At 61.9% G+C, this 24932-nt stretch carries 26 protein-coding genes; 17 read left to right on the forward strand and 9 right to left on the reverse strand.

From position 1 onward, the window contains the following. The 7 genes from AC2444_RS20230 to AC2444_RS20260 all read left to right on the forward strand — a co-directional run bounded on the left by AC2444_RS20230 (nucleotide 1) and on the right by AC2444_RS20260 (nucleotide 7660). Nucleotides 1-1032, forward strand: coding sequence for an ABC transporter ATP-binding protein (locus AC2444_RS20230; protein ID WP_012759302.1), 1032 nt, complete (start codon nucleotides 1-3; stop codon nucleotides 1030-1032). Further along, on the forward strand, nucleotides 1029-2096 hold the full coding sequence (locus AC2444_RS20235) for an ABC transporter ATP-binding protein (RefSeq protein WP_012759303.1): 1068 nt from the start codon (nucleotides 1029-1031) through the stop codon (nucleotides 2094-2096). Before AC2444_RS20230 ends, AC2444_RS20235 begins: the two co-directional genes overlap by 4 nt. Then, complete coding sequence (locus tag AC2444_RS20240) at nucleotides 2096-2692, forward strand: TIGR02444 family protein (RefSeq protein WP_012759304.1); 597 nt, start codon at nucleotides 2096-2098, stop codon at nucleotides 2690-2692. Before AC2444_RS20235 ends, AC2444_RS20240 begins: the two co-directional genes overlap by 1 nt. Next, on the forward strand, nucleotides 2689-2871 hold the full coding sequence (locus AC2444_RS20245) for a hypothetical protein (RefSeq protein WP_012759305.1): 183 nt from the start codon (nucleotides 2689-2691) through the stop codon (nucleotides 2869-2871). The genes AC2444_RS20240 and AC2444_RS20245 overlap by 4 nt, the downstream gene beginning before the upstream one ends. Beyond that, nucleotides 2868-4481, forward strand: coding sequence for an HAL/PAL/TAL family ammonia-lyase (locus tag AC2444_RS20250; RefSeq protein WP_012759306.1), 1614 nt, complete (start codon nucleotides 2868-2870; stop codon nucleotides 4479-4481). The genes AC2444_RS20245 and AC2444_RS20250 overlap by 4 nt, the downstream gene beginning before the upstream one ends. 85 nt (nucleotides 4482-4566) lie before the next feature. After that, the gene (locus AC2444_RS20255; protein WP_012759307.1) at nucleotides 4567-5757 is read left to right on the forward strand and encodes an amino acid aminotransferase; all 1191 of its coding nucleotides are present in this window, start codon (nucleotides 4567-4569) and stop codon (nucleotides 5755-5757) included. Between the two features lie 106 nt (nucleotides 5758-5863). Further along, nucleotides 5864-7660: an adenine deaminase gene (locus AC2444_RS20260; RefSeq protein ID WP_012759308.1), complete on the forward strand. Its 1797-nt coding sequence runs from the start codon at nucleotides 5864-5866 to the stop codon at nucleotides 7658-7660. Between the two features lie 72 nt (nucleotides 7661-7732). On the opposite strand, the gene AC2444_RS20265 is transcribed toward AC2444_RS20260, so the two are convergent. Further along, on the reverse strand, nucleotides 7733-7990 hold the full coding sequence (locus tag AC2444_RS20265; RefSeq protein ID WP_012759309.1) for a CrpP-related protein: 258 nt from the start codon (nucleotides 7988-7990) through the stop codon (nucleotides 7733-7735). A 221-nt stretch (nucleotides 7991-8211) separates the two neighbouring features. Here AC2444_RS20265 and AC2444_RS20270 point away from each other — a divergent pair, with 221 nt between their 5' ends. The 4 genes from AC2444_RS20270 (at nucleotide 8212) to AC2444_RS20285 (ending at nucleotide 12323) form a co-directional block, all read left to right on the forward strand. Next, nucleotides 8212-9210, forward strand: coding sequence for a TRAP transporter substrate-binding protein (locus tag AC2444_RS20270; RefSeq protein WP_012759310.1), 999 nt, complete (start codon nucleotides 8212-8214; stop codon nucleotides 9208-9210). Between the two features lie 94 nt (nucleotides 9211-9304). Then, nucleotides 9305-9769 carry a TRAP transporter small permease gene (locus AC2444_RS20275; RefSeq protein ID WP_012759311.1) on the forward strand — a complete coding sequence of 155 codons (465 nt, stop codon included), beginning with the start codon at nucleotides 9305-9307 and terminating at the stop codon, nucleotides 9767-9769. Then, a complete protein-coding gene (locus AC2444_RS20280; RefSeq protein WP_012759312.1) occupies nucleotides 9766-11052 on the forward strand; it encodes a TRAP transporter large permease in 1287 nt (428 codons plus the stop codon). Before AC2444_RS20275 ends, AC2444_RS20280 begins: the two co-directional genes overlap by 4 nt. Beyond that, nucleotides 11025-12323 carry an aspartate aminotransferase family protein gene (locus AC2444_RS20285; RefSeq protein ID WP_080518563.1) on the forward strand — a complete coding sequence of 433 codons (1299 nt, stop codon included), beginning with the start codon at nucleotides 11025-11027 and terminating at the stop codon, nucleotides 12321-12323. The genes AC2444_RS20280 and AC2444_RS20285 overlap by 28 nt, the downstream gene beginning before the upstream one ends. A 93-nt stretch (nucleotides 12324-12416) precedes the next feature. Here the strand turns inward: AC2444_RS20285 and AC2444_RS20290 are convergent, their stop codons facing one another. From AC2444_RS20290 to tsaD, 8 genes are all read right to left on the reverse strand, one after another. Further along, nucleotides 12417-13274 (reverse strand): LysR substrate-binding domain-containing protein, encoded by an 858-nt coding sequence (locus AC2444_RS20290; protein WP_012759314.1) that lies wholly within the window; start codon nucleotides 13272-13274, stop codon nucleotides 12417-12419. Nucleotides 13275-13613: 339 nt separating this feature from the next. Continuing rightward, nucleotides 13614-15293, reverse strand: a complete 1680-nt coding sequence (locus tag AC2444_RS20295; RefSeq protein ID WP_012759315.1) for a glycoside hydrolase family 3 protein — start codon at nucleotides 15291-15293, stop codon at nucleotides 13614-13616. A 51-nt stretch (nucleotides 15294-15344) separates the two neighbouring features. Next, nucleotides 15345-15488 carry a hypothetical protein gene (locus AC2444_RS20300; protein WP_012759316.1) on the reverse strand — a complete coding sequence of 48 codons (144 nt, stop codon included), beginning with the start codon at nucleotides 15486-15488 and terminating at the stop codon, nucleotides 15345-15347. A gap of 18 nt (nucleotides 15489-15506) precedes the next feature. Continuing rightward, nucleotides 15507-16154 (reverse strand): class I SAM-dependent methyltransferase, encoded by a 648-nt coding sequence (locus AC2444_RS20305; RefSeq protein ID WP_012759317.1) that lies wholly within the window; start codon nucleotides 16152-16154, stop codon nucleotides 15507-15509. Next, entirely contained in the window at nucleotides 16151-16582 is a 432-nt protein-coding gene (locus tag AC2444_RS20310) for an EVE domain-containing protein (RefSeq protein ID WP_003543603.1), read from the reverse strand. The genes AC2444_RS20305 and AC2444_RS20310 overlap by 4 nt, the downstream gene beginning before the upstream one ends. Before the next feature lie 2 nt (nucleotides 16583-16584). Next, nucleotides 16585-16878, reverse strand: a complete 294-nt coding sequence (locus tag AC2444_RS20315; protein WP_012759318.1) for a YciI-like protein — start codon at nucleotides 16876-16878, stop codon at nucleotides 16585-16587. Between the two features lie 9 nt (nucleotides 16879-16887). Then, nucleotides 16888-17871, reverse strand: a complete 984-nt coding sequence (locus AC2444_RS20320) for an NAD(P)H-dependent glycerol-3-phosphate dehydrogenase (protein ID WP_012759319.1) — start codon at nucleotides 17869-17871, stop codon at nucleotides 16888-16890. After that, on the reverse strand, nucleotides 17868-18989 hold the full coding sequence (gene tsaD / locus AC2444_RS20325; protein ID WP_012759320.1) for a tRNA (adenosine(37)-N6)-threonylcarbamoyltransferase complex transferase subunit TsaD: 1122 nt from the start codon (nucleotides 18987-18989) through the stop codon (nucleotides 17868-17870). The genes AC2444_RS20320 and tsaD overlap by 4 nt, the downstream gene beginning before the upstream one ends. A gap of 72 nt (nucleotides 18990-19061) precedes the next feature. Between tsaD and hemC the strand changes: the two genes are divergently transcribed. From hemC to AC2444_RS20355, 6 genes are all read left to right on the forward strand, one after another. After that, nucleotides 19062-19991 (forward strand): hydroxymethylbilane synthase, encoded by a 930-nt coding sequence (gene hemC / locus AC2444_RS20330; RefSeq protein WP_012759321.1) that lies wholly within the window; start codon nucleotides 19062-19064, stop codon nucleotides 19989-19991. Between the two features lie 7 nt (nucleotides 19992-19998). Beyond that, complete coding sequence (locus AC2444_RS20335; protein ID WP_012759322.1) at nucleotides 19999-20706, forward strand: uroporphyrinogen-III synthase; 708 nt, start codon at nucleotides 19999-20001, stop codon at nucleotides 20704-20706. Nucleotides 20707-20774: 68 nt separating this feature from the next. Then, nucleotides 20775-22046, forward strand: coding sequence for a COG4223 family protein (locus AC2444_RS20340; RefSeq protein ID WP_171815703.1), 1272 nt, complete (start codon nucleotides 20775-20777; stop codon nucleotides 22044-22046). Between the two features lie 4 nt (nucleotides 22047-22050). Next, nucleotides 22051-23685 (forward strand): heme biosynthesis protein HemY, encoded by a 1635-nt coding sequence (locus tag AC2444_RS20345; protein ID WP_012759324.1) that lies wholly within the window; start codon nucleotides 22051-22053, stop codon nucleotides 23683-23685. Between the two features lie 17 nt (nucleotides 23686-23702). Further along, complete coding sequence (locus AC2444_RS20350; RefSeq protein WP_012759325.1) at nucleotides 23703-24188, forward strand: tellurite resistance TerB family protein; 486 nt, start codon at nucleotides 23703-23705, stop codon at nucleotides 24186-24188. Then, the gene (locus tag AC2444_RS20355) at nucleotides 24157-24930 is read left to right on the forward strand and encodes a glutamine amidotransferase (protein WP_041935588.1); all 774 of its coding nucleotides are present in this window, start codon (nucleotides 24157-24159) and stop codon (nucleotides 24928-24930) included. The genes AC2444_RS20350 and AC2444_RS20355 overlap by 32 nt, the downstream gene beginning before the upstream one ends. The last annotated feature ends 2 nt before the right edge of the window (nucleotides 24931-24932 follow it).

The following is a 24932-nucleotide window of genomic DNA, read 5'->3' on the forward strand; positions in this document are numbered from 1 at the left end:
ATGAACGAGGCAGCGAACACCACCCCGGTCCTCGATTGTCACGAGCTCTCCTGTCATTTCAGGTCGCCGTTCGGGCCGATCCGCGTGCTGCATGACATCAGCTTCAGCATCCCGCCGCGCACGACGCTCGGCATCGTCGGAGAATCCGGCGCGGGCAAATCCATGCTGGTCAAGACGATCATGGGCATTGCGCCGGAGGGGATGAAAACAAGCGGCCGCATCCTTGTCGACGGGACCGATCTGTCGACGCTTAACGAGACGAAACGCCGCGCTTTTCTAGGCCGCAAGTTCGGGATGGTTTTCCAGAACCCGATGACATCCCTCAATCCGTTCGTGCGGGTGGGACGGCAGATCGAAGAGGCAAGCCGCTTCCATCTGCGGCTCGGAAAGGCGAAGGCGAAGGCACTCGCGATCGAGCTGCTGGCAAGCGTCGGCATTCCCGATGCCGCGGAATGTTACGGGCATTATCCGCATCAGTTTTCGGGCGGCATGAAGCAGAGGATCATGATCGCCACGGCACTTGCCTGCCAGCCGGATCTCTTGATCGCCGACGAGGCGACGACCGCGCTCGACGTGACGGTTCAGAAGGAAATTCTCGATCTGCTGCAGCTTATCCAGCAGCAGCGGCAGATGTCGATGATCCTGGTCACTCACAATCTGGGCATCGTCGCCGGACGCACCGACGACATCCTCGTGCTCTATGGCGGGCATGTCGTGGAATACGGCCCGACGGACACCGTCTTTTCCCATCCGCGCCATCGCTATACCGAGGCTCTGCTTTCGGCGATGCCGCGCATGGACCAGCCGGCTCACACGAAACTGCGCACGATCCCGGGCCGTCCGCCCGATCTCGCCAACCCCGCGCCGGGATGCCCGTTCGCACCGCGCTGTCCCGCCGCCGAGGCCCGCTGCCATGTCTCGATGCCGCCGATGACGACCAGTGCGGACGGCAAGCACCGCTTCGCCTGCTATGTGCCTGTTCAAACCGGCGATGCAGCCGACACCGCGGTCGAAAGGAGGGCATTGTCATGAATGACGAGGCTTCCGGCCAAGCCGTCGATACAGGTGCCGCAACGCATGCCTTCGCTGCTTTCCTGCGCGACGACGCGCTTTTGAAGGTACGCGATCTCTCAGTCAGATACCGGCGCGGCGGCAAGATCTTTGTTGCGGTCGACGGCGTCTCCTTCGACGTGGCTCCTGGGGAAACACTCGGTCTCGTCGGAGAGTCGGGCAGCGGCAAGACGACCATCGGCCGTGCCCTTCTGAAGCTTCTGCCGAAGGCGGACACGCGTGTCGACGGCCACGTCGAATATGACGGCCTGAATGTTGCCGATCTGTCTGCTTCCGATCTTCGCGCCATCCGCAGCAAGCTGCAGATGATCTTCCAGGATCCGATTTCTTCCTTCAATCCGCGCCGCAAGGTGCAGGATATCGTCGGAGAAGGCCTCGAGATCCAGGGCATCCACAAAGCGGAAAGACTGGAAAGGGTCGATCGTGCGCTCAACGATGTCGGCATGAGCCGGACGATGGTGGAGGGCCGCAGGCCGCATCAGTTTTCCGGCGGCCAGTGCCAGCGTATTGCGATCGCGCGGGCGCTTGCCGTTGGGCCGGAGCTGATCGTCTGCGACGAGCCGGTTGCATCTCTCGACGTCTCGGTGCAGGCGCATGTGATCAATCTTCTGCAGGATATCCGCCAGAAGCGAAACCTGGCGCTGATCTTCATTTCCCACGATCTCGCCGTCGTGCGCAATGTCAGCGACAGGGTCGCGGTCCTCTACATGGGCAGGATCGTCGAGATCGGAACCGGCGATGCCATCTATCAGCGTCCGGCGCATCCCTATACCCGCATGCTGCTGGAAGCAGTCCCGGTTCCCGATGCCAGCCGGAAGATCGTGCCGAGCACAACGCCGACGCAGGCCTTGTCGCGGAGCGCGCCGCCGTCCGGATGCCGGTTCCGCCTGCGTTGCCCACGCGCTCAGGCGGTTTGTGCGGAACAGGAACCGAAGCTTGCATCGATGCCCCACGGCCAATTCGCGGCCTGTCATTTCCCTCACGACGAACCGGCGCCCGGAATGAAGACGGCGGAACAAGCGTGATGGAAAAAGCCCCTGATGCATTGGCAGAAAAAACGCTGGCAAGCGGCAACGCGCGCTCAGGACAGGATAGCGGAGCTGCGAGGCGCGCTGCTTTCTGTGCCAATGTCTTCGATGTCATTGTCCGGCTCTACGGCGAGCCCGGCATCGCGTCCTGGTGCCTCGAAGCCCAGACACGTCATGCGGTGGACGTGCCGTCACTGCTGTTCTTCGCTCTCGCGGATAGTGACGGACACGGCACGGATGACGGCGAGATGCAGCGGCTTCTGGAACGTGCCGGCGAATGGCGCTCGCATTTCGTCCTGCCGTTGCGACATCTTCGGCTAACCCTGCGTCAAGGCCGCAGGAACACGGCAGAGATTGAATTTTACGAGAAGATCAAGGCAGCCGAGCTGGAGGCGGAACGGTTGCAGGTCCGGCGTCTGGCCGACGACTTTCTCCCGCTCGAAGGGCCGGGCGGGCTGGCAGCCCGTTATCTCGAAACGATTTCCATGCCGGAACCCGAAGCAGCGGAATTGGTCGAGCGGCTTCGGGACGCCACCAAAGCCGTGTGCCACGGCTTCCCCATCATGCGCACCGAGGATCTGAAGACATCATGAGCGATTTCGACGCCGTCATGACAGGAACCATCGCCACCGAAGAAGGCGTCGCGGAAAACTACGTCGCCGTGACTGGCGGCATTACCGCTGCGATCGAGACAGGCTGCGCTCCCGGCGCGCGTGTTCGATTTCGGCACTTACTTTCTCACACCTATCGAGCTTCAAGGACATCGAGATGAACGCCATAATTCTAGACGGTGACAGCCTGACGATCAAAGATACCGTTCGCATCGCGCGCCAGGGCGCCAAGGTCGCGCTCGCCGATGCAGCCCGCGCCGAAATCATCAAGGTGAGAAACTATATCGAGGAAAACTGGCTGACCGAAAACGCGCCGCCGACCTACGGTTTCAATACCGGCGTCGGCAAGCTCAAGGATTATGCCATCAACCAGGCCGATAACGACCGCTTCCAGCGCAATATCGTGCTCTCTCATTGCTCCGGCATCGGAGAGCCGGCGTCGGAAGAAATCGTCCGCGCCATGATGGCCGTCCGCATCAACGCCTTCTGCCTCGGAGTTTCCGGCCTGCGGATCGAGGTGGTTGATCGTCTTGTTGAGATGTTGAACCGCGGCGTTCACCCTGTGGTGCCGATCCAGGGGTCGGTCGGCGCGTCTGGCGATCTGGCGCCGCTCGCGCACATGGTTTCGGTGCTGATCGGCTATGAGGAGGCGGAAGCCTATTACCAGGGCGAACGCATGCCGGCGCCGCAGGCGCTGGAAAAAGCCGGCATTTTCCCAATTGCTTTCGATCTCAAGGCGAAGGACTGCCTTGCCCTCATCAATGGCAACAGCCTCTGCGCGGCCATGGCGGTTCTCAACCTCCACGACGCCGAGATGCTGATGAAGACAGCCGATGCGGCCGGCGCGCTCAGTCTGGAGGCGATCCGCGGCGAGCAGGCGGCGTTCGATCCCCGCATTCATCTTGTGCGCAAGCAGCCCGGGCAGATCGCAACTGCGGAAAATATCCGTCGCATTATCGAGGGCAGCCGTCGCACGACCGAGGCGGCGCGTGCGGTGCGCCTCGAGGACGATATCCTGCATCCGAAACACACCGCTCGAATCCAGGATCAGTATTCCTTCCGTTGCCTGCCGCAGGTGCATGGAAGCTGCCGCGACCAGTTGGAGCACGCCAAGGAGCTGATCACGCGCGAGCTCAACGCCGCGACCGATAATCCGCTCGTCTTCTGGAACGAACTCGGCGCGCTGGAATTTCTGTCCGGCGGCAACTTTCATTGCGAACCCATCGCTTTTGCCATGGACTTGCTGACCATCGCTTTGGTGGAAATCGGCAATATTTCCGAGCGCCGCCTGTTCTCGCTCTGCGACACGACATTGAACTACGGCCTGCCGCCGAACCTTGCCGGCAAGCCGATCGGCCTGAATTACGGCTATGGCATCATCTCGACGGCTGCGGCGTCCGTCGCATCGGAAAACAAGACGCTGGCTTTCCCCGCCGTTGCCGATACCATCCCGACCAAGAGCAGCCAGGAAGACCATGTTTCGATGGCGACATGGGCATGCCGCAAGACGCGTCAGGTGGTCGACAACATGCCGAAGATCCTTGGTGTCGAATGCCTGCTTGCGGCCCGCGCCATCTTCCTGACCGAAGAGGCACTCGGCGGCTACAAGCTCGGGACCGGCAGCCAGGCGCTCTATGACGCGCTTCGCGACGCGATCCCGTTCCAGCAGGAGGACAGCTACATGCCCAAGCAGACCACACCGGCTCTCGAGATCGTGCGGTCCGGCGCATTTCTCGAGACCATCGAGAACAAGATCGGCGCCCTGAAATAGGCGGGCCGGCTGATTTGCGCTGCGGCCGCATCATGAAGCGCCGGCATTTCATCGCCGCCCGCAATTCCCCTGACCGGAGAGAACCATGTTCGATGATCTGATAATGCCGCCAGCCGACAAGATCCTGTCGTTGATGCCGATTTTCCGGCAGGACAGTCGTTCGAACAAGATCGATCTCGGCGTCGGAGTCTACCGGGACGCCTCCGGTACGACGCCGATCCCGCGGGCGGTGAGGGAGGCAGAAAAGCGAATCCATACCGCGCAGACGACCAAAGCCTATGTCGGCCCGGCCGGAGATCCTGTTTTCTGCGATCTCATCGGCAGGCTTGTCTTCGGCGAAGCCGCGCCGTGGGAGCGAATTCGCGGCATCCAGACGCCGGGCGGAGCAGGCGCCTTGACGGTGCTCGCCGGCCTGATCTCCCTGGCGCGCCCGGGTGCTGCGGTCCATGTGCCCGACCCGACCTGGGTGAACCATGTGTCGATCCTCGAAGACAACCGGCTTCGGGTCGTCACTTACCCTTACCTCGATCGCCGAACAGGCGAGGTGGATTTCGACGCCCTGCTCGATCATTTCTCACGGTCGGAGCGGGGCGACATCGTGTTGCTGCACGGCTGCTGCCACAATCCGACCGGCGCCGACCCGAGCCGTTCGCAATGGCAGGCGCTGGCAGAGATCATCGCCGAGCGCGGGCTCGTTCCGCTGGTCGATATCGCTTATCAGGGGTTTGGCGAGGGTCTCGAGGACGATGCCTTCGTGGTACGGCTGCTCACCGGCATGGTTCCGGAAATGCTCGTCTCCTCGTCATGCTCGAAGAATTTCGGAATCTATCGCGAGCGTACGGGTGCCGCATTCATTCTCGCCGCGAACGCGGATCGGGCGGATGCAGCCAAGGCGCAACTCACAGTGCGAGCCCGTCTCGTCTATTCGATGCCGCCGGATCATGGCGCGGCTATCGTTCGCACCGTCCTGGAAGACCCGGCGCTTTCGGCCGACTGGCGCGCCGAACTGGACGATATGCGCTCCAGCATTCTGTCGCTGCGCCAGGGGCTTGCTGCCTCGTTCCGGCGTTTCACCAATGGCAGCGACTACGATTTCCTCGCCAAGAACAAAGGCATGATTTCGCTGATCGGCCTGACACCCGGAGAAGCCGTGATGCTGCGCGAGCAGCACGCGATCTACATCGTCGAGGACGGACGCATCAATGTCGCTGGGCTGCAGGCCAGCCAGATCGACACCTTTGCGGAAGCCGTTCTGGCAGTTCGCGGGAAACGCTGACTGGCATCCGTTTGAGGCCAGAGACAAGAACTATTCGTGCTTCCTTCCGCCGGCGGCGTTCCTTACAATCTCGCCAGTCCTCCCCGAGCCTGGAAATGAGGTTTACATGAGCACGCTTACCCGCTTCTCCGTTCAGCCGCTCTCGACCATGACCCGCCGTCTTGCCGATGTCGCCTCCGCTCGTCGCGAACCCGACCTGGTCATCCAGGGCGCACGCGTCTTGTCCACCTATTCGGAGCGCTTTCTCGACGGACGCGAAGTCTGGATTTCGGGGGGCCGCATCGCAGCCGTGAAGCCGGCCGGCAGCTACAGGGGCGCGAGCGCCAAGCTCTACGACGCCAGGGGCGGCATCATCGCGCCCGGTCTGGTCGATCCGCATATCCATATCGAATCCTCGATGGTGACGGCCTGCGCCTATGCCGAAGCGGCGCTCCTCAACGGCACGACGACGATCTTCTGCGACAGCCACGAGATCGGCAATGTCATGGACGTCGCCGGCGTCGAGGCCATGCTCGAGGATGCACGGCAGGCGCCGCTGTCGATCTTCCTGACCGTGCCGAGCACCGTGCCGGCGACGACGCCGGATCTGGAAACAGCCGGTGGCGACCTGACACCGGACAAGATCGCCGCCCTGTTCGACAAGTGGCCGGAAGCCGTGGCTCTCGGTGAGAAGATGGATTTTGTCCCCGTTGCAATGGGCGACGAGCGCAGCCATGCGATCCTGGCTGCAGCACTCGAGCGCGGCAGGCCGGTGTCGGGCCATGTCTACGGACGGGAGTTCGTTGCCGCCTATGCCGCATCCGGCGTCACCGACACGCATGAAGCTATCGACCGCGACATTGCCGACGACCTGCTGGAAGCCGGCGTGTGGATCTTCCTGCGCGGCGGCCCGCCGACGACCCCCTGGCATTCGCTGCCGCAGGCGATCAAGACGATCACCGAGCTCGGCGCCTCCCACAAGCGCGTTGCCGTCTGCACCGACGACCGTGATGCGGAAGATCTGCTCGCCTTCGGCCTGGACTGGGTAACGCGCGAAGCCGTGAAATACGGCATGAGGCCGGAACAGGCCTGGGCGATGGGTTCGCTGCACGGCGCGACGCGGTTCGGCATGGAAGGCGAAATCGGCGGTCTGGGCGGCGGACGCCGCGCCGACCTGGTGCTTCTCAGCGACGACCTTACGCCTGTTAGCACCTGGTATGGCGGCGAGCTCGTCGTCGACGGCAAGAAGATCACGCCGATCCTCGACGAAGCCCTGTCGAAACCGTATCGCTATCCGGACGCCGCCTACCACACGGTCAAGCTGCCAAAAAATCTCAAGCTGACACCGGACCTACCGATAGAGACGGTCGTCGCTCATACGATCAAGACGGAGCTGCCTGGCATCACCCTCGGCCATGTCACCGTCACGCTGGAACCGGCCAATGACTGGCAAGCCCATTTCGACAAGCACGACCTCTGCTTCGTGACGGTGGTAGAACGTCACGGCAAGTCTGCCGGCAATGTCGCCCACGGACTGCTCAATGGCTTCGGGCTCAAACAAGGCGCTGTCGCATCCTCGGTCGGCCACGACAGCCACAACATCATCGTCGCCGGCACCAATGCCGCGGACATGCAGGTGGCGCTCGACGCGATCGAAGAAAAGCAGGGTGGCGTCTGTGTCGTGATGGACGGCAAGGTGACGGCCATGGTGCCGCTGCCGATCGCCGGGCTTTTGTCCGACAAGCGCGTGCACCAGGTCGCCGACGAGGTAAAGGCCTTGAAGCTCGAATGGGAAAAGGCAGGCTGCACCATCGCCTATATGGGCTTCAACCTTATCCCGCTGTCGGTCATCCCGGAAATCCGGATAACCGACAAGGGCCTGGTGCTGGTGCCGGAAATGGTGATCTCGCCGCTCTTCGAATAGACCTGAACGCTGGTAATCCGATGGTGAAAGAGGTGCCGATCCTTCGCCGTGACGAGGCAGGAAAACCTAACGTTACGCATCGAGCGCACCTCGTTTGGCAATCGAGATCAGCTCCTTGAAGTGCGCAGCAATCCTACCTTCGCGGCTAGCGTCCTCCGCTTCCCAACCGAACTTCCACGCGTCGTGACGCGCAAGCCAATCCCCGAGGGCGCTGGTATCACCAGTCGGCATCCTATGGGCGGCGAGGTATGGGTTTTCGTGAGCCTTCAGGCCGAGCACCCGCGCCCTTGAGCCTGCTTCCTGTAAATCGATCAGCTCTTCAATCGTCATGCGCGATCCCCCACGATGCCGGCGACGGTAGCATCGCAGTCCGCGCATGCAAGTGAATGCTAATTAATGGGTTAATTTGGGACAGTTGCGTGACAAGCGGCGCAGCATAACGATCTGATATAGCAACATAACGTTTCCTGATCGAAGACGTTGCTTTACCGATTGTACCCCTGAGAAAGGCCGCACATACTCTTGGTCATAACAATGACAAAGAGGGTAACATGTTAGAATTCAATATCATGCGGGCTCACGCCGGTCGCCTTTCCATGTCCACCATCGCCGGCATCATGTTGCTTTGCACCGGCCAAGCGAATGCCGAAACTCTTCGGCTCGCCCACGCATCGAGCTCGAAGAGCCTCATTCAGGAGGCTGTCGTCATGTTCGCCGACAAGCTCGCCGGCGAAACCAAGGGCGGCCTTACCGTCCAGATTTTTCCAGATGGTCAGTTGGGCGATGAGGGACCGATCGCCGATGGTGTCGGCTCCGGCTCCATCGATATCGGGTTAGGCGGCGTTGCCGATGCGATCGATCCGAAGCTCAACGTCGTCACCTTGCCGTTCTTGTTTTCCGATGCAAACGCAGCGCACACCTTTCTCGACGGACCAGTCGGGAAGAAGGTCTTCGACACGGGTGCCGACAACGGCTTCAAGATGCTCGGCGCGCTTGATTCCGGTTTCCGCCAATTTGCAACTGTCAGCAAATCAATCGCGACGCCGGAGGATATCAAGGGTCTGAAGCTGCGCACGCCGCCGAACCCCGTCATTCTCGCAACCATCGAACAGCTGGGTGCCCTGCCGCAATCGATTCCATTCGGGGAGGTCTATACCTCGCTGCAATCGCATGTGGTCGACGGCGTGGAGCCGGAAATACGCGATTTCGCGGATCAGAAATGGTACGAAAGCGCGAAGTTCCTATCGGTCTCGAACTATATCTGGACGCCGAATTACTGGTTCATGAACAAGGAGCGCTTCGACGCTCTGAGCCCGGAAAACCAGGCTGCGGTGACCAAGGCAGTCGAAGAGACGACGATCTGGTACCGCGGAAAACTCGACGAAGTCTATGCCCAGGTCATTGAGGACCTCAAGTCGAAGGGCGTCACCGTAACGACGGTGGACACGACACCCTTCCGTGCGATGGTTGATCCTGTCTATGTGAAATTCGGGGCGGAATGGGGCGACGATCTGGTGTCGTCCGTGCGCTCGGCAGCAGCCGGAAAATAGGCAATGCCTGCGGCGAGGATTCGATCGGTCCCCCGACGTGTCCTTGCCGTATTCGTTGCCTGTGCAGCCACGTCCTCCTTTGATGGAAAGCCCCATGAAACGCCTCGCTTCTTCAGCGGTCTTCGTGATGACGATCGTTGGTGTCCTCGTTGTCGTCGCCCTAATCCTTTCTACCGGGCTTGGTGCCGTAGGCCGGTATCTCGGTCTTTCCGGAATCACTTGGTCATTTGAAATGGTCGGCATCCTGTTCTTGTGGACGACCGCGATTGGTGCTGTTCTGTCGGAGGTCGCCGGCGAAAACGTTTCCATCGACGGCAACACGTCCACCAGTGGCCGGAACCGCTGGTTTCGCATCTATCACAATCTCATCCTGCTCACCGTTGCCGCCGCCTTTCTGTGGAGCGGCAAGGCCATGCTTGCGCGCACGGGATTTGTTCCGACCCCCGTTATGCGCGCGCCGAGTTGGATCGTTCAGAGCATCATCGTCTTCATGGGCGCCACTCTCGCCATCATCGCCATTGCGCGCATCGTTTCGGCATTCCGGGAGCGTGTCCGATGACGCTTCTGGTTCTCTTCGGCGTCTTCGCCATTACGCTTTACACTGGTGTGCCGGTCGCATGGTCGATCGCGTTTTCCACCCTTGTCGTCATTTATTTCGGTCTGGTTCCGCTCCCACCCTCCTGGTTTGCGCAACAGGTCTATATGGGAGCCGATTCCATTTCATTGGCGTCCATCCCGCTGTTTCTCGTCGCCGGCGGCATCATGAATGAGGGTGGCCTGACACGCCGGATCATCGACCTTGCCAATGACATGGTCGGATGGGTGCGAGGAGGATTGGGTGTCGTCAATGTCGCGACCTGCATGATTTATGGAGGAATTACCGGATCGGCCACGGCCGACACGGGTGCTGTCGGCGCCATCATGATCCCGGCGATGGCCGAACGGGGCTATCCAAGAGACTTCGCTGCAGCAGTTACGGCCGCAGCCGGCACGCTCGGCATCATCCTGCCGCCAAGCGTTGTGATGATCATGTACGGGGTCATAACGGATACGTCGATTGGTGGACTATTTGCAGCAGGCATCATTCCGGGTCTTATGTTGGCGGTCACATTCATGCTCACGGCCTGGTGGGTTGGGGTGAAGGAGAACTTTCCAAAGTCGGAGACCCGTCCGACCGTAACAAGCTTCAGCAAGCACCTTTTGCGGGCACTTCCTGCGTTAATGATGCCTATTGCGGTTCTCAGTTCCATGCTGAGTGGGCTTGCTACAACGACGGAGGCTGCCTTCGTGGCAGTGGTCTGGGCTCTTCTGGTCGGAGGTGTCCTCTATCGCGAAATTACCTTAGCCGGCCTTTGGAAGATCGGGGCGGAGACGGTACGCATGACCGGCGCGATCATGATCATCATGGCTGTTTCCGTTCCGTTTTCCTGGATACTGACCGTCGAGCAGATTCCGCAATGGACCGCCGGGCTCCTTCATGCTTGGGGAGCCGGTCCGACCATCACGATCCTGCTCATCCTGGCGCTTTTGACCTTCGTCGGCACCTGGGCGGACCTTGGGCCTTCGCTGATCATCCTTGCACCGATCGTTCATCCGATCGGCGTCGAAGCAGGGCTTCAGCCATATCAACTTGGTCTGATCTTCACAATGGCGCTGGGTATTGGATTGTTCACGCCACCGGTGGGCACCAACATCTTCGTCGTCTGCAACGTCGCCAAGGTTGGAGTGAACGCTGTCACTCGCCGACTCATTCCGTTCTTCATCACCAGCAACATCTGCCTTTTGCTCGTCGCCTTCATTCCAGAGACGACGGAATGGCTTCCGCGTTACTTCGGGTTCTAGCAACCGTCCGTGGCCGCAACGAATGGACAAATACGATGACGAAACATCTGGTTGGGGGAATCTCCAGCGCCGGGCGGGCCTTGCCACCCATGGACGGCAAACCCTTTGTCGCCCGACGGTCCCAAGGCGCCTATATCTGGGACGACAGACAGCGCCAGTATATCGATACGGCGCTCGGATTTGGGGCGACGGTGATCGGCCATGCGAATCCGCTGGTTGTCGAGGCAGTCACTGCCGCCCTGCGCAATGGGCCGATGCCGGCCTTTGCCCATGATGGAGAGGAGGAAGCTGCCGGCGTGCTGACCGCTGCGACGCAGCATTTGTCGCGGGCGATCTTTACCAATACCGGTAGCGAGGCCGTTCATCTCGCCTGCCGGCTCGCTCGCGCTGCCACGGGCCGCTCCTATATCGCAAAAATGGCTGCCGGCTATGACGGCTGGTATGACGACGTTACGCTAGGCCAGGCGGGATCCGCCGATGCGGCAATGCTCACAAACGCACGGCCGGTGCACGAGCGAACCACGCTGCTGCGCTTCAACGACTTCGATGATGTCGATCAACTGTTCGCAGAAAACAGTGACATCGCTGCCGTTATCCTGGAACCGATGCTGGCCAATGCGGGATGCATCCCGGCAGCGCCCGGATATCTTGCTCATGTGGAAGCGACGGCGCGGCGCCATGGCGCGCTTGTCATTCTCGATGAGGTGCTGATGGGATTTCGCACGCGTTTCGGGCTGACGGGGCATAGCATGGAGGTGGAAGCAGATCTGGCCACCGTCGGCAAAGCCATCGGCAGTGGCGTCGCAGTGGCCGCTGTCGTCGGTCGACCCGACCTCATGGCGCTTGCAGAAGAGGGTACAGTCAACCGCGCCGGGACTTACAGCGGCAATCCTGTGGCCACAGCCGCCGTCACCGCAACGTTTCAGGTTCTGAGAGACCTCGATTACGCCGCCTTGCTGGCGCGCGGCGAGCGGTTAAGGCATGGCATAAATTCAGCTTTTGCCAGTTATGGCAGGGCAGTTACAACCTCTGGGGAGGGCTCTGTGTTTACAATCTGGTTTGCCGATAGCCCGCCCTCGAACTACGCAGAGACGCTGGACAGGGCAAATGCCGTCATGACACTCAAACTTCATGAGGCGCTTCGCCGCCGCGGGCTGTTGATCATGCCGTTTGCCTTCGGTCGTCTCTATCTTTCCAATGCCCACACCGATGGCGTTATCGACGAGATGATCGGTATTTTTGAAGACGCAGCAAGAGACATGGCGGCCTAGCCAATTTGCTGTTTTGGGATCCTGAAAACCATATGCCTTGCAACTGGCCGTTTACCGGATCGCGACCCTGATCACGGCGACCAGTAGATAGTGTCAAAGCTGCTGAAAATGCGAGCGGACGAAGCTGGCGACCGTGCGAACAGCGGCGCGCGCGCCATGTGGAACGAGAAGGGCGATCTCGAGCGGTTTCAGCGACGGCAGGCCGTCGGCTTCCGCGGTCAGACGGCGGTGTCGCGAAGCGACAACCGAGGCCGGCAAAGCTGTAACCGCGGCACCCGCATCCAGCGCCGCCTGAATCGACGGCAGATGTGAGGATGTCCATGCCGCTCGCCATCCGATGCCGGCCTGGGTGAGAGCGTGGACGATATGGGGCCGTGCTCGACAATCCTTCTCCGGAAACAAGGCAAGAGGGAGGGGGCGCTGCCGCTCAATCTGCCCATCTGGAGGTCCGCACCAGACCAGCGGCTCGCGACGCAGCAACTCGCCGACGATCGAATCCGGTGCACGAGTGATGATAGCGAGATTGATAGTGCCGTGTTCGACCATCGCCTCGAGGGAGCGGGAGAAGTCGCACTGGATCTCGACTTGGATACGGGGATTGGCGCGCGAAAACTCTTCGATCAAAGGCTTGCCAAACAGCTCGATGTAGTCGTCCGGCATTCCAAGACGGACATAGCCGCGCATGGCACCTGGATCGAGCGCTGCCAGCGCCTCGTCCTCGATCGCAATGATACGGCGGGCATAGCCAATCAGGATCTCGCCTGTTTCAGTCAGGTGCACGCCGCGTCTTGTCCGGTCAAACAGCTTCCGCCCGATCTGTTCTTCAAAACGGGCGATGATGAGACTGACGGCCGCTTGCGACTTGCCGATCCTCGTCCCTGCTGCAGTAAAGCCACCGGCGTCGGCCACTGCCACGAAGGTCGCGAGCGCATCTGTGTCGAAGTGCTGCATTTTGAACCTTGGAACTCGCTGTGGGACGTGCGGCGATCTGATCGTTCCGACTAAGCGAGCTTCACCAAAAGACCGCCGGACTGCAGATATCATTCTCCCTTTCCTCAAGTGAGTAAAGCGCTGGCCATGATGCGAACACGCCGACGCGCGCGGACGTCCAACGATGAGATCACTCGCTACAAGGCAGTCGGAACGGCGTTGGCTGATCTTGCCGCCACGATGGTGTATGAAGCCGCCTTTGATCGCCGGCTGACATCTTCTGGTCGGGGCGATCGCGAATGATCGGAACGCGCCTGTTGCCCCGTTCCAATAGGCCGGCAGCCTCTGCTCCCGACGACTTCAATAGCGCGCATCTTCCAGGCCACAGAAAGGGTCTACCGGGTTGGTACCGAGGAAGGGCTTGCGACCGAGCATACAATCAACGACGGCTTCCTGGACGCTGTCCATGGTGGAGTACGCATTGATATAGGCCGGTACGCGCGGCGCATCGTAAAGGTGATAGGGATGCCCAAAGGAGATCATTACGGAGGGAATATTCGTCCAGGGTCGGTACATGGCCTTGAAGAGGCCTCCACCACCCATCCTATGCCAGTCGACGAATATCCGACCTCGCACGAGTAGCGACTCGTCGCCTAGCGCGTAGAGGACGAGGTCGAAGTCGTCGGGGGTCGGCACGATGTCCGGTCGGTCGATCGTGACTTCGAAACCTTCCCTCCGCAACAGCGCGGGTAGCAAGAATTCCAGTGGCTGCGGCATGAGCGGATGAATGATGCCGCCGTCGACCAGCAGCACGCGCTTTGTTTTCGCCGGATCGAGCGGAAAGATACCATTGACGTCCTTCACAAGCGTAGGCGAGCGGCCGATGTATTCCCTTGATGCTGCGACATTGTCTGGATGCGCAAGCAGGTGGCGCGCTTCCGCCGCATCGGGGAGGACGTCTGACGGTTGAAAAAGTTTGAGATGGGCCTTGAGCGCCAGCACGCGAAGAACCGCTTCCTCAAGTCGTTCCGGAGTAATTCGCCCATCTTCGATGGCACCCTTGACCGCCGCCATATCCTGCTCAGGTTCATCGCTGAAGAGGATCATGTCGCAGCCATTTGCGATGATATCAGGCAGCGTATCGAGGTGGTGGCCCCAGGCGGACAGCCCTCCCATGGGTGTCGCGTCAGAGACGATGATGCCATTGAAGCCGAGTTCGTCTCGGAGAAGATCAACGTTCAGCAACCGGGAAACCGAGGCCGGTCGGAAGGCTTCAAGCCCGGCATCTGGCATCTTCGATCGAACATAGGCCGGAAGGGAAATGTGCCCGCTCATGATTGCCAACACGCCTTCGGCGATCAACGTTCCATAGAGCCGACCGAAGGTTTCCTTCCACTCGTCCATGGAAAGCGGATTGGTCGTCGTAACGAGGTGCTGATCGCGGTCGTCATATCCCTCGCCCGGCCAGTGCTTTGCGGTGGCGGCAACGCCATTTCGTTGGAGACCGTGAACATGGGCAACCGCGTGCCGCTCAATCTTGTTGACATCGGAGCCGTATGAGCGCGTACCGACAATCGGCGATCGGAACGCGTTATTTATATCGATGACTGGCGTGAAGGACCAGCGCACGCCCATCGCGCGGCCCTCGCGTGCCAGGATTTCCGAGCTTTTCTCGGTCGCCTGAACGTCGTCGACGGCGGCAAGGCCAAGTTGGCCCAGCACCGGAGTGCCGAAAGCGAAGGAATGACGGCTGCCTTCGAGGTCTGCGCTGATGATGGGCGGGACTTTGCTCTTGGCCACGAGGTCAGAGATGACCCGCCGCTCGAACTCGAGGTCAGCCGTGAAGAAGCGGGTTACGCCGCCCGGCCTTAGTGAAGCAATGCGTTTGAAATCCTCCTCATCCGTCCCGATCATGATCAAGGTGAAGAGTTGGCCGATCTTGTCATCAAGATCGAGCGAGGCATAGACATCGCGGATCCAGGATATCGCAGCGTCGTCGAGGTTGAACGGCGCTTTGCGAAGCTCGTCGTAGATCGTCATAAGTTCCCCCGTTGATCAACGCTCTGCGGATAGCCCGTGTGAATATGCACGCTATCCCGCCACAAGCCAGCGCGGTGATGTCAGGTTAAGTTCGTCGGGAACATTTTGGATATCGAGGGTCGGCTTGAGCAGTCGCTTGAGCAGCGGGCGGCGAAGCGACGGCCGCTTTAGTTCCCCCTGAATGGCCTGGGACATCAGGCTCTCATTTTTGATCTAGGAAGCGAAGCGCCACACCGTCGTCTTTTTGATTTCGCTGTCCTCCAGCGCCCGCGTTACCGGCACCTCATAAACCGCGCAGAATTCCAGCTGATCCCGCGGCAGATAGCTACGTCCGGGATCGCCGACCAGCACCCGCTTCCCGTCGGCCGCGAGCTTCGCCAACCAGGGAACGAGCGCATCGGCGAAAGCGCGGTCGTAGAAGACGTCGCCGGCAAGCACGATATCCGTATCGACGGCCTGCCCGATCAGATCGGCGCCGGTAAATCCGAGTGAAACGTGATTGGCCTCGGCATTCAGCCGGACTGCCGTCTCCGCCCAGGGATCGATATCGCTAGCCATGACCTCCCGGGCACCGGCCATCACAGCCGCAATGCCGACAAGGCCGGAACCGCTGGCGAAATCAAGCACGCGCTTGCCGCGCACCGCTTCCGGATGATCGAGAACGTAGCGCGCCAGTCCCTGGCCGCCCGCCCAGGCAAAAGCCCAGAAGGGCGGCGGCAGGCCGATCGCCTCCAGCTCCTCCTCCGTCTTCAGCCAGAGTTCATGCGCCTCATTCGCCAGATAGAGCGAAATCTCCGGCACATGCGGTGGCGGCATCAGGCTGGTGTTGGCGCGGATAAAAGCTTGCGGATCAGTCTTCAACGCGGCGGGTTGTCCAGTCCGCCCATGCGGCAGACTTCGAGATATTCTTCCTCGGTGACCGGCTGTACCGAAAGCCGCATCGAGGTGACGAGCGCCATCTTGGCGAGCTTCTCGCTCGCCTTGACATCCTTCAGCGTCACCGGCTTCGGCACGTCCATGACGGCGCGGATGTCGACGCAATCCCACTTCGGATCGCCCTTGGCGGAAGAATCGGGATGCGACAGGGCGCAGACTTCGACGATGCCGACGATCTCCAGTCCATCATTGGAATGATAAAAGAACCCTTTGTCGCCGATCTGCATCGCCCGCATGTTGTTGCGCGCCAGATAGTTGCGGACGCCGGTCCATTCCGTGCCCTTTTCGCCGGCAGCCTTCTGCTGCTCCCAGGACCAGGAGGCGGGTTCGGATTTATAGAGCCAGTGCGCCATGCTCACGCCTCCGGTTTGTTGAAGACCCAGTTATAGGCCTTGACGTCGACGCTTTCGAATAGTCCGGCCTTGGCATAGGGATCGGCATCGGCAAGCGCACGCGCCGCCTCTTTCGATTCCGCTTCGACGATGATCAGGCTGCCGCAGGGCTTGCCGTCGTCATCGAGAAACGGGCCGGCGATCTTCAGCTTACCCTCGGCATTCAGCTTGTTCAGATGCTCGATATGCGTCGGACGCGTATCCATGCGCACGTTCAGGTGTCCCGGTTTGTCCTTGCAGAGAAGGGCGAAAAGCATGTCTGTCTCCTATTCGGTGGTGATCGGACGCGTCATCAGCTGCTCTATCGCCTCTGATATATCGAGCTTGCCGTCAATGATGGCGGAAATGGCATCGGTGATCGGCATGCTGACCTTCAATTCCGCCGCAAGCCGCGAGGCGACGGAGGCGGCAAACGCGCCTTCCACCAGCGCACCCTGCAGGGGATCGGTCTTTTCGCCGCGCCCGAGCGCGATGCCGAAGCGCAAGTTTCGCGATTGATGGCTTGTTGCCGTCAGCACCAGATCGCCGAGGCCGGAAAGCCCGCGCACCGTATCCGCCTGGCCACCCTTGGCGACGACGAAACGCGACATCTCGGCAAGCCCGCGCGCAATCAGCGCCGCACGCGCCGAATCACCGATGCCACGGCCTTCAACGATGCCGCAGGCGATCGCCAGCACATTCTTCAGCGCGCCGCCAAGCTGCACGCCGATCCGGTCGTTGGAGGCATAGAGCCGGAAGGTCCGGCCTGATATGGCCTGAGCCAGCCGCTCCGCGATCTCCATGTCGGCTGCCGCAATCGCCATCGCCGTCGGCAAGCCCTTGGCGATATCGGCGGCAAAACCCGGGCCGGAGAGCACGGCGACCGAATGGTCCGGCAGTTCCCGTTGCAGCATGTCGGTCAAAAGATTGCCGGTCGCCCGTTCAATACCCTTGGCACAGGTAACGACGACAGCATCCTTGGTTAGATAAGGGCCGTATTGCCGTGCCGCATCGGCCTGCGCCTGCGACGGCATCGCAAAAAGCACGATGGAGGCACCAGCGATCGCATCCGCCTCGGCGGAAAATTCCAGCGTATCGGGCAGGAGAATGCCGGGCAGCACCGCATCATGCAGCCGTTCGCTCTTCAGATCGGCAATCAGCGCCGGATTACGCCCGACGAGTGTCACGGCGCTGCGGCCGGCAAGCGCGATGACGGCGGCAAGCGCCGTGCCGAAAGCCCCCGATCCGACGACGGCGATGTTTTCCCTCATGCCTTGGCCCCTCGTTTTCCAAAGCCGATCAGCGTTTCCGCATTGGAATCGAGCGGCCATCGCGAACGCGGCTGCACGTCGAGCGTATCCGGTGCGGCACCGGTCGCCATCCGTTCCAGTCCTGCCCAGGCGATCATCACGGCGTTGTCGGTGCAGAGGTGCAGCGGTGGCGCGACGAAGCGGAAGCCGTTCTTGTCGCACAGTGCCTGCAGTGTGCCGCGCAGTTCGAGATTGGCGGCGACGCCGCCGGCAACGACGAGCGCCGGCTTTTCGCCAGTCGCTGGGCCAGTGGCAGGGAATGTCGCGGGAATTTCCGTCTTGAACCGCTGCAGGCCACGGCCGATACGGTCCTTCAGCGTCCGCGAAACCGCCTTCTGGAACGAGGCGCAGATATCCGCCACGTCCTGATCGCTGAGCGGCGCGATATCCTGCGCCGCCTGCCGCACTGCCGTCTTCAGGCCGGAGAAGGAGAAGTCGAGCCTTGCCTCGCCGACCAGCGGCCGCGGAAAATCGAAGCGATCGGGATTGCCGTCCCGCGCCATCCTCTCCACCGCCGGGCCGCCGGGATAGGGCAGGCCGAGCAGCTTTGCCGTCTTGTCGAAGGCTTCGCCCAGCGCATCGTCGATCGTCGTGCCCCAGCGTTCGTATTGCCCGACACCGCGCACCAGGATGAGCTGGGTATGGCCGCCGGAGACGAGCAGCATCAGATAGGGAAAGGAAAGCCCGTCCGTCAGCCGCGCCGTCAGCGCATGGCCTTCGAGATGGTTGATCGCATAGAGCGGCTTGCCGGCAGCTCTGGCGATCGCCTTGCCGGTCATCAACCCCACCAGCAGCCCGCCGATCAGCCCCGGCCCCGACGTGGCGGCTATGGCGTCGACATCATCGAGCGACACATTGGCGCGGTTCAGCGCCTCCTCGATCAGCTCGTCCAGCGCTTCGACATGGGCGCGTGCGGCGATCTCGGGCACCACGCCGCCATAGGCGCTATGTTCGTCGAGTTGGGAAAGCACCACGTCCGACAGCACGTTGGAATGCCCCTCAGCATCGCGCTCGACGACCGCCGCGGCGGTCTCGTCGCAGCTCGTTTCGATGCCAAGGATGCGCAGAAAGGGAACCATGAAGCCTGTTCGTTGATTGCGATGGGATGGAAACCCGTTTACGAGAACTCCGGTAACAACGGAATAGAACGGATGCAAACAAAACCTTTCCGGATCGGCACGCGAGGCAGCCCGCTGGCGCTTGCCCAGGCGCATGAGGCCCGCGACAGGCTGATGGCGGCGCATCATCTGCCCGAGGACATGTTCGAGATCGTCGTGCTGACGACCAAGGGCGACCGCATCACCGACCGGTCGCTGGCCGAGATCGGCGGCAAGGGGCTGTTCACCGAAGAGCTCGAACAGAAGCTTGCCGCCGGCGAGCTCGATTTCGCCGTGCATTCCGCCAAGGATATGGCGACGAAGCTGCCCGAGGGGCTTTATCTCTCTGCCTATCTGCCCCGCGAGGATATCCGCGACGCCGTCATCGGCCGCACCGCGCGCAAACTAATCGACCTGCCGCATGGCGCCACCGTCGGTTCCTCCTCGCTCCGCCGCCAGGCGCTGATCCGCCGCATGCGGCCGGATATCAATGTCATCACCTTCCGCGGCCTGGTCGAAACCCGCCTGCGCAAGCTCGAACAGGGCGAGGTGGATGCGACCCTGCTGGCGCTTGCCGGCCTGAAACGGCTCGGCAAGGTCGACGTGCTGACCGATATCCTCGATCCCGACACCTTCCCGCCGGCCCCGGCGCAGGGGGCGATCTGCATCGAAAGCCGCATCGGCGATGCCAGGGTCGACGATTTGCTGGCGCCGGTTAACGATGGCCCGACTTTCGACACCGTCTCCTGCGAACGCGCCTTCCTCGCCGCACTCGACGGCTCCTGCCGCACGCCGATCGGCGGTTATGCCGTCTGCGAAGGCGACCTGATCCGGTTCTCCGGCCTCATCATCACCCCCGACGGCCGCAGCCAGCATGCGGTGACGACTGACGGCCACCGCCGCGATGCGGCAGCGCTCGGCACCCGCGCCGGCCAGGACGTGCGCGCCAGGGCCGGCAGCGCCTTTTTCGACGACTGGCACTGAAGCGGCCATGCGTGTGCTCGTCACCCGCCCCGCGCATTCGGCCGAGCGAACAGCACAACGTTTGCGCGATTTGGGCCATGAGCCCTTGCTGCTGCCGCTGCGTCAGCCGCTGCACGACAGCGCCGCAGCCGCAGGCGCACTTGCAGCCACCGGCAGCGCAATCGCGGTGACCAGTGCCGAAGCCATCAGGGTCCTCTCCGCGCTCGGCGAGCAACTTCACCCGCATCTCGCCCGTCCGCTTTTTGCGGTCGGCGAAACGACGGCGGAAGAAGCGCGCAGCCTCGGCTTCCGATCGGTCACCTCATCCCAAGGCAATGGCCGCGATCTCGCCGATCTCGTCGCGACGCAGGGAGCGGACGGGTTGCTTTATCTTGCCGGCATGCCGCGCGCCGAAACTTTCGAAGCAGGATTGCGCGAACTCGGCATCCGCTTTTCTATCGCCGAATGCTATCGCATGCAGCCGATCGTTCCCGGCCAGCCCGAGATCGAAGCGATTTTCTCAAGGTCTCGTCCTGACGCCATTCTCTTCTATTCCCGGCAGACGGCCGAGGATTTCTTTCGCGTGCCGGAACTGCGATCAGCCGTGCCGGAACACAGCGGAATCCGCATTCTCTGCCTTAGCGAGGCCGTTGCGGAGGCCATTCCGGCGGCTTTGAAAAAAAGCGTCGAGATTTCACCGATGGCGGATGAGAAAAGTCTTCTGTCGCTGCTTTGAAGGCTCTAACCGCCCAAATTTGATCTAACCTCTTCCCTTAACTGGCATCACTGTCTAGTTTCGTTGCAATGCAGGATAAAGAGGACCTCATGGTATCGGGAAACCCGCCACGCCATTCGAAGAGCGCCGACGAACCGGTCACGATCGACCTCGATGCACAGGAATTCGCCGCTGCGGCCGATACCGAAAAACCGGTGAACAATGAAACTGCCGACGCCGACAGCACCGCTGCCGCCGATGTCGGCCTGCCGCCCGAAACCGAGACTGCGTCGCATGCCGAATATGAAGAGAAGCCTGTGATGGAGGCCCCGGAGGAGGAACCGGCAGCCCCAGAACCGTCCTTTACCCCTCCTCCCGAACAGCCTGAGCCAAAGAGCGCCGGCACCTCCGGTCTCATTGCTGCGGGCATCTTCGGCGGCCTCGTGGCGTTGCTTGGCGCCGGCGCCATCCAGTATGCCGGTTACCTCCCAGGCTCCTCCGCACCGCAGACGACCTCGCCGGAGACGGCCAATCTTGCCGGTGAGATCGACGGCCTGAAGCAGTCCGTCGCCAACCTTGCCGCCAATCCGGCGAGCACAGATAACGGCGAGCTTGCGAAACGCGTCGCTGCGCTGGAAACGGCTGCAAAAGCTCCCGCAGCCGGCGCACCGGCCGATTCGGCAAATGTCGAGGCACTCAACCAGAAGATTGCGGAGCTGACCGGTCAGGTCGACCAACTGCGCTCTACGCTTACCCAGTCATCCGAGCAGCAGACGACGAACGGCGCCGATATCGCCAAGCGCCTCGAAGAGGCCGAAAAGAAGCTGAACGAGCCGCGCGAGGACGTCGCCGTTGCCCGGGCTATCGCGGCTGCCGCCCTGAAGGCGGCGATCGATCACGGTGGCCCGTTCCTGGCCGAACTCGACACTTTCGCCGGTGTCGCACCCGACGATCCAGCCGTCGCCGACCTTAGAGCCTTTGCCGAAACCGGCATTCCCTCACGCACCGAGCTGGTGGGCGAGGTTCCCGATGTCGCCACCGCGATCGTCGAAGCCGTCAACCAGCCGGATCCGAATCAAAGCTGGTCGGACCGGCTGATGTCGAGTGCCAAGTCGCTGGTGAGCGTCCGTCCCGTCGGCAATATCGAGGGTGAAAGCGTCGAAGCCATCGCCGCCCGCATGGAGGAGAAGGTGAAGAACGGCGACCTGCCCGGCGCTTCCGCCGAATGGAACAACCTGCCGGCTCTCGGCAAGCAGGCCTCCGCCGCCTTCAAGCAAACGCTCGAAGCGCGCATCCGCGTCGAGGAACTGGTCGGCGGGGCGCTGTCGAAAGCGGTCTCCGGCACCGGCAAGGAGGGATGAGGCCATGCTGATCCGCCTTGTCGTCTTCGCCCTCTTCGTGCTGCTTCTTGCCTATGGCTTCTCCTGGCTCGCCGATCGTCCCGGCGACCTCTCGCTGATCTGGGAAGGCCGGATCTACCAGACGAAGCTGATCGTCGCCGCCAGCGCGATCATCGCCCTCGTCGCCGCCGTCATGATCGCCTGGTGGTTCGTCCGTCTCGTCTGGACCTCGCCGCATTCGGTGACGCGTTATTTCCGCGCCCGCAAGCGGGACCGCGGTTATCAGGCGCTGTCGACCGGCCTGATTGCTGCCGGCGCCGGCAATGCGCTGCTCGCCCGCAAGATGGCGGCCCGCTCGCGCGGCCTGATCCGCGCCGATCAGGAACCGCTGATCAACCTGCTCGAGGCCCAGGCCGCCCTGATCGAAGGTCGCCATGACGAGGCGCGCGCCAAGTTCGAGGCCATGGCCAACGATCCCGAGACGCGCGAACTCGGTCTGCGCGGCCTCTATCTGGAAGCCCGCCGTCTCGGGGCCAACGAGGCCGCCCGCCAATATGCCGAAAAGGCGGCCGACAACGCGCCATATCTGCCCTGGGCCGCACAGGCGACGCTCGAATATCGCAGCCAGGCCGGCCGCTGGGACGATGCGATCCGCCTGCTCGAACAGCAAAAGGCTGCCCGCGTCGTCGAAAAGGCCGAAGCCAACCGCCTGCACGCCGTCCTTCTGACGGCGCGCGCCGGCGAGAAGCTGGAAAGCAACCCGACGGGTGCCCGCGACGATGCGCTGCAGGCGCTGAAGCTTGCCGCCGATTTCATTCCGGCGGCCCTCATTGCCGCAAAAGCGCTGTTTCGCGAAGGCGGCGTGCGCAAGGCCGCCTCGATCCTCGAACAGGCATGGAAATCCGCACCTCATCCTGAGATCGGACAAGCCTATGTGAGGGCCCGCAGCGGAGATTCCACGCTCGACCGGCTGAAGCGCGCTGAGCGGCTGGAAGGGCAGCGCCCGAACAACGTCGAATCTCTTCTCGTCGTCGCCCAGGCAGCCCTCGACGCGCAGGAATTCGCCAAGGCGCGCGCCAAGGCGGAAGCGGCGGCCCGCATGCAGCCGCGTGAAGCCGCCTACCTGCTGCTGGCCGACATCGAAGAAGCCGAAACCGGAGACCAGGGTCGCGTGCGCCATTGGCTGGCCCAGGCGCTCAAGGCGCCGCGCGATCCGGCCTGGGTTGCAGACGGCTTCGTGTCCGACAAGTGGCTGCCGGTATCGCCGGTGACCGGCCGTCTCGATGCCTTCGAGTGGAAGGCGCCCTTCGGCCAGATCGAGGGTGCGCTCGAAGACGGTTCGGCGCCGGCCTCGATCGAAACGGCTTTGAAGACGTTGCCGCCGCTGCGTGACGTCAGGCCGGAAAGCCCGGTTAACGACCATCGCATCATTGAGCTGGAACGCGCCGCGACGATTGCCGAGGCTGTGCGCCCCACACCAGCACCGGCACCAGCACCAGCACCGACATCGGCAAAACCGAAACCCGTCGAACCGGCCGTAAGCGATAAGGCGCCCGCACCGAGCGAGGCAAAACCTTTCTTTGGCGGACTGCCGGATGATCCCGGCGTTCGCGATCCCAGGGTGGAACCGGAACCCAAGACACGGCTCCGCCTTTTTTGAAATGGAACGAAAACCGCATGTTCGAACGCTTTCAGGCATTCTTCCAGAATCTCACCGCCGACCACCCGAAGAAAGGTTTTGCCCCTGATGATCCCCGCATCGCAGTGGCAGCGCTCTGCATGCAGGTCATGGAGGCTGACGGTCAGATCAAAGCCAGCGAAAAGAAGCGGCTGCGCAAGCTTCTGAAGGAGCAGTATGCACTCGACGGCAAGCAGCTCGATGCTCTGATAGCCGCCGGCCTTGAGGCCGAAAGCTCCGCCGTCGACTATTATCGCTTCACCGCCGACCTGAAACGCCATCTCAATACCGAGCAACGCCTCGAGCTGATCGGCGTCCTCTGGGACATCGTCTATGCCGATGGTGAACGCAGCGAGATGGAAGACCATGTGATCTGGCGTATCGCCGATCTGCTCGGCGTCTCCTCGCGCGAGCGCATCCAGAAGCGGCAGGAGGCCGCCGCCAGGGTGACAGATGTCCAGGTTGCGCAAGATGATACCGACTGAGCAAAACCTGAACCGCGACGGGCGCCCGATCCTCATCGTCCTGCATCAGGAGCGGTCGAGCCCTGGCCGTGTCGGCCAATTGCTCGTCGAAAAGGGCTACCGCCTCGATATCCGTCGCCCGGTTCTGGGCCAGCCGCTTCCGACAACACTTGAAGACCATGCCGGCGCCGTCGTCTTCGGAGGGCCGATGAGCGCCAACGATCCCGATGACTTCATCAAGAAGGAAATCGACTGGATCGACGTTCCGCTTCGGGAAAAACGTCCCTATCTCGGTATCTGCCTCGGCGCGCAGATGCTGGTGCATCATCTCGGCGGCAAGGTGCAGTCGAATGCCGACGGCTCGACGGAGATCGGCTGGTATCCGCTGCACCCGACCGAGAAGGGTCGCCTGCTGATGCACTGGCCGAAGATGGTCTATCATTTCCACCGCGAGGGCTTCGAGCTGCCGCGTGGCGCCGACCTCTTGGCCGAAGGCGATGCCTATCCGAACCAGGCCTTCCGCTACGACGGCAACGCCTGGGGCCTGCAGTTCCATGCCGAATTGACTCGGGTGATGATGCATCGCTGGGTCGTGCATGGCGCCCATCGCTTCATCCTGCCGAATGCCCAGCAGGGCCGCGAACATCTCGAAGGCCGGATGCTGTTCGACGCGCCGCTGAAAGCCTGGCTGACCGAATTCCTCGATATCGTCTTCGAGGGAAAGACGGCGAAGGCGACGTCTTCTATCGCTCTTCGCGCCTAACC

This window comes from Rhizobium sp. WSM1328, from assembly GCF_057653715.1.

What these genes read in the sequence shown, in the direction of transcription:
- AC2444_RS20350 (WP_012759325.1), top strand. Translation starts at nt 23,703, where the DNA reads ATGTTCGAACGCTTTCAGGCATTCTTCCAGAATCTCACCGCCGACCAC.
- AC2444_RS20315 (WP_012759318.1), bottom strand. Translation starts at nt 16,878, where the DNA reads ATGCTTTTCGCCCTTCTCTGCAAGGACAAACCGGGACACCTGAACGTG.
- AC2444_RS20280 (WP_012759312.1), top strand. Translation starts at nt 9,766, where the DNA reads ATGACGCTTCTGGTTCTCTTCGGCGTCTTCGCCATTACGCTTTACACT.
- AC2444_RS20245 (WP_012759305.1), top strand. Translation starts at nt 2,689, where the DNA reads ATGAGCGATTTCGACGCCGTCATGACAGGAACCATCGCCACCGAAGAA.
- AC2444_RS20335 (WP_012759322.1), top strand. Translation starts at nt 19,999, where the DNA reads ATGCGTGTGCTCGTCACCCGCCCCGCGCATTCGGCCGAGCGAACAGCA.
- AC2444_RS20300 (WP_012759316.1), bottom strand. Translation starts at nt 15,488, where the DNA reads ATGTCCCAGGCCATTCAGGGGGAACTAAAGCGGCCGTCGCTTCGCCGC.
- AC2444_RS20265 (WP_012759309.1), bottom strand. Translation starts at nt 7,990, where the DNA reads ATGACGATTGAAGAGCTGATCGATTTACAGGAAGCAGGCTCAAGGGCG.
- AC2444_RS20340 (WP_171815703.1), top strand. Translation starts at nt 20,775, where the DNA reads ATGCAGGATAAAGAGGACCTCATGGTATCGGGAAACCCGCCACGCCAT.
- AC2444_RS20345 (WP_012759324.1), top strand. Translation starts at nt 22,051, where the DNA reads ATGCTGATCCGCCTTGTCGTCTTCGCCCTCTTCGTGCTGCTTCTTGCC.
- hemC (WP_012759321.1), top strand. Translation starts at nt 19,062, where the DNA reads ATGCAAACAAAACCTTTCCGGATCGGCACGCGAGGCAGCCCGCTGGCG.
- AC2444_RS20240 (WP_012759304.1), top strand. Translation starts at nt 2,096, where the DNA reads ATGGAAAAAGCCCCTGATGCATTGGCAGAAAAAACGCTGGCAAGCGGC.
- tsaD (WP_012759320.1), bottom strand. Translation starts at nt 18,989, where the DNA reads ATGGTTCCCTTTCTGCGCATCCTTGGCATCGAAACGAGCTGCGACGAG.
- AC2444_RS20270 (WP_012759310.1), top strand. Translation starts at nt 8,212, where the DNA reads ATGTTAGAATTCAATATCATGCGGGCTCACGCCGGTCGCCTTTCCATG.
- AC2444_RS20310 (WP_003543603.1), bottom strand. Translation starts at nt 16,582, where the DNA reads ATGGCGCACTGGCTCTATAAATCCGAACCCGCCTCCTGGTCCTGGGAG.
- AC2444_RS20260 (WP_012759308.1), top strand. Translation starts at nt 5,864, where the DNA reads ATGAGCACGCTTACCCGCTTCTCCGTTCAGCCGCTCTCGACCATGACC.
- AC2444_RS20230 (WP_012759302.1), top strand. Translation starts at nt 1, where the DNA reads ATGAACGAGGCAGCGAACACCACCCCGGTCCTCGATTGTCACGAGCTC.
- AC2444_RS20275 (WP_012759311.1), top strand. Translation starts at nt 9,305, where the DNA reads ATGAAACGCCTCGCTTCTTCAGCGGTCTTCGTGATGACGATCGTTGGT.
- AC2444_RS20320 (WP_012759319.1), bottom strand. Translation starts at nt 17,871, where the DNA reads ATGAGGGAAAACATCGCCGTCGTCGGATCGGGGGCTTTCGGCACGGCG.
- AC2444_RS20255 (WP_012759307.1), top strand. Translation starts at nt 4,567, where the DNA reads ATGTTCGATGATCTGATAATGCCGCCAGCCGACAAGATCCTGTCGTTG.
- AC2444_RS20285 (WP_080518563.1), top strand. Translation starts at nt 11,025, where the DNA reads ATGGCTTCCGCGTTACTTCGGGTTCTAGCAACCGTCCGTGGCCGCAAC.
- AC2444_RS20250 (WP_012759306.1), top strand. Translation starts at nt 2,868, where the DNA reads ATGAACGCCATAATTCTAGACGGTGACAGCCTGACGATCAAAGATACC.
- AC2444_RS20235 (WP_012759303.1), top strand. Translation starts at nt 1,029, where the DNA reads ATGAATGACGAGGCTTCCGGCCAAGCCGTCGATACAGGTGCCGCAACG.
- AC2444_RS20295 (WP_012759315.1), bottom strand. Translation starts at nt 15,293, where the DNA reads ATGACGATCTACGACGAGCTTCGCAAAGCGCCGTTCAACCTCGACGAC.
- AC2444_RS20355 (WP_041935588.1), top strand. Translation starts at nt 24,157, where the DNA reads ATGTCCAGGTTGCGCAAGATGATACCGACTGAGCAAAACCTGAACCGC.
- AC2444_RS20290 (WP_012759314.1), bottom strand. Translation starts at nt 13,274, where the DNA reads ATGCAGCACTTCGACACAGATGCGCTCGCGACCTTCGTGGCAGTGGCC.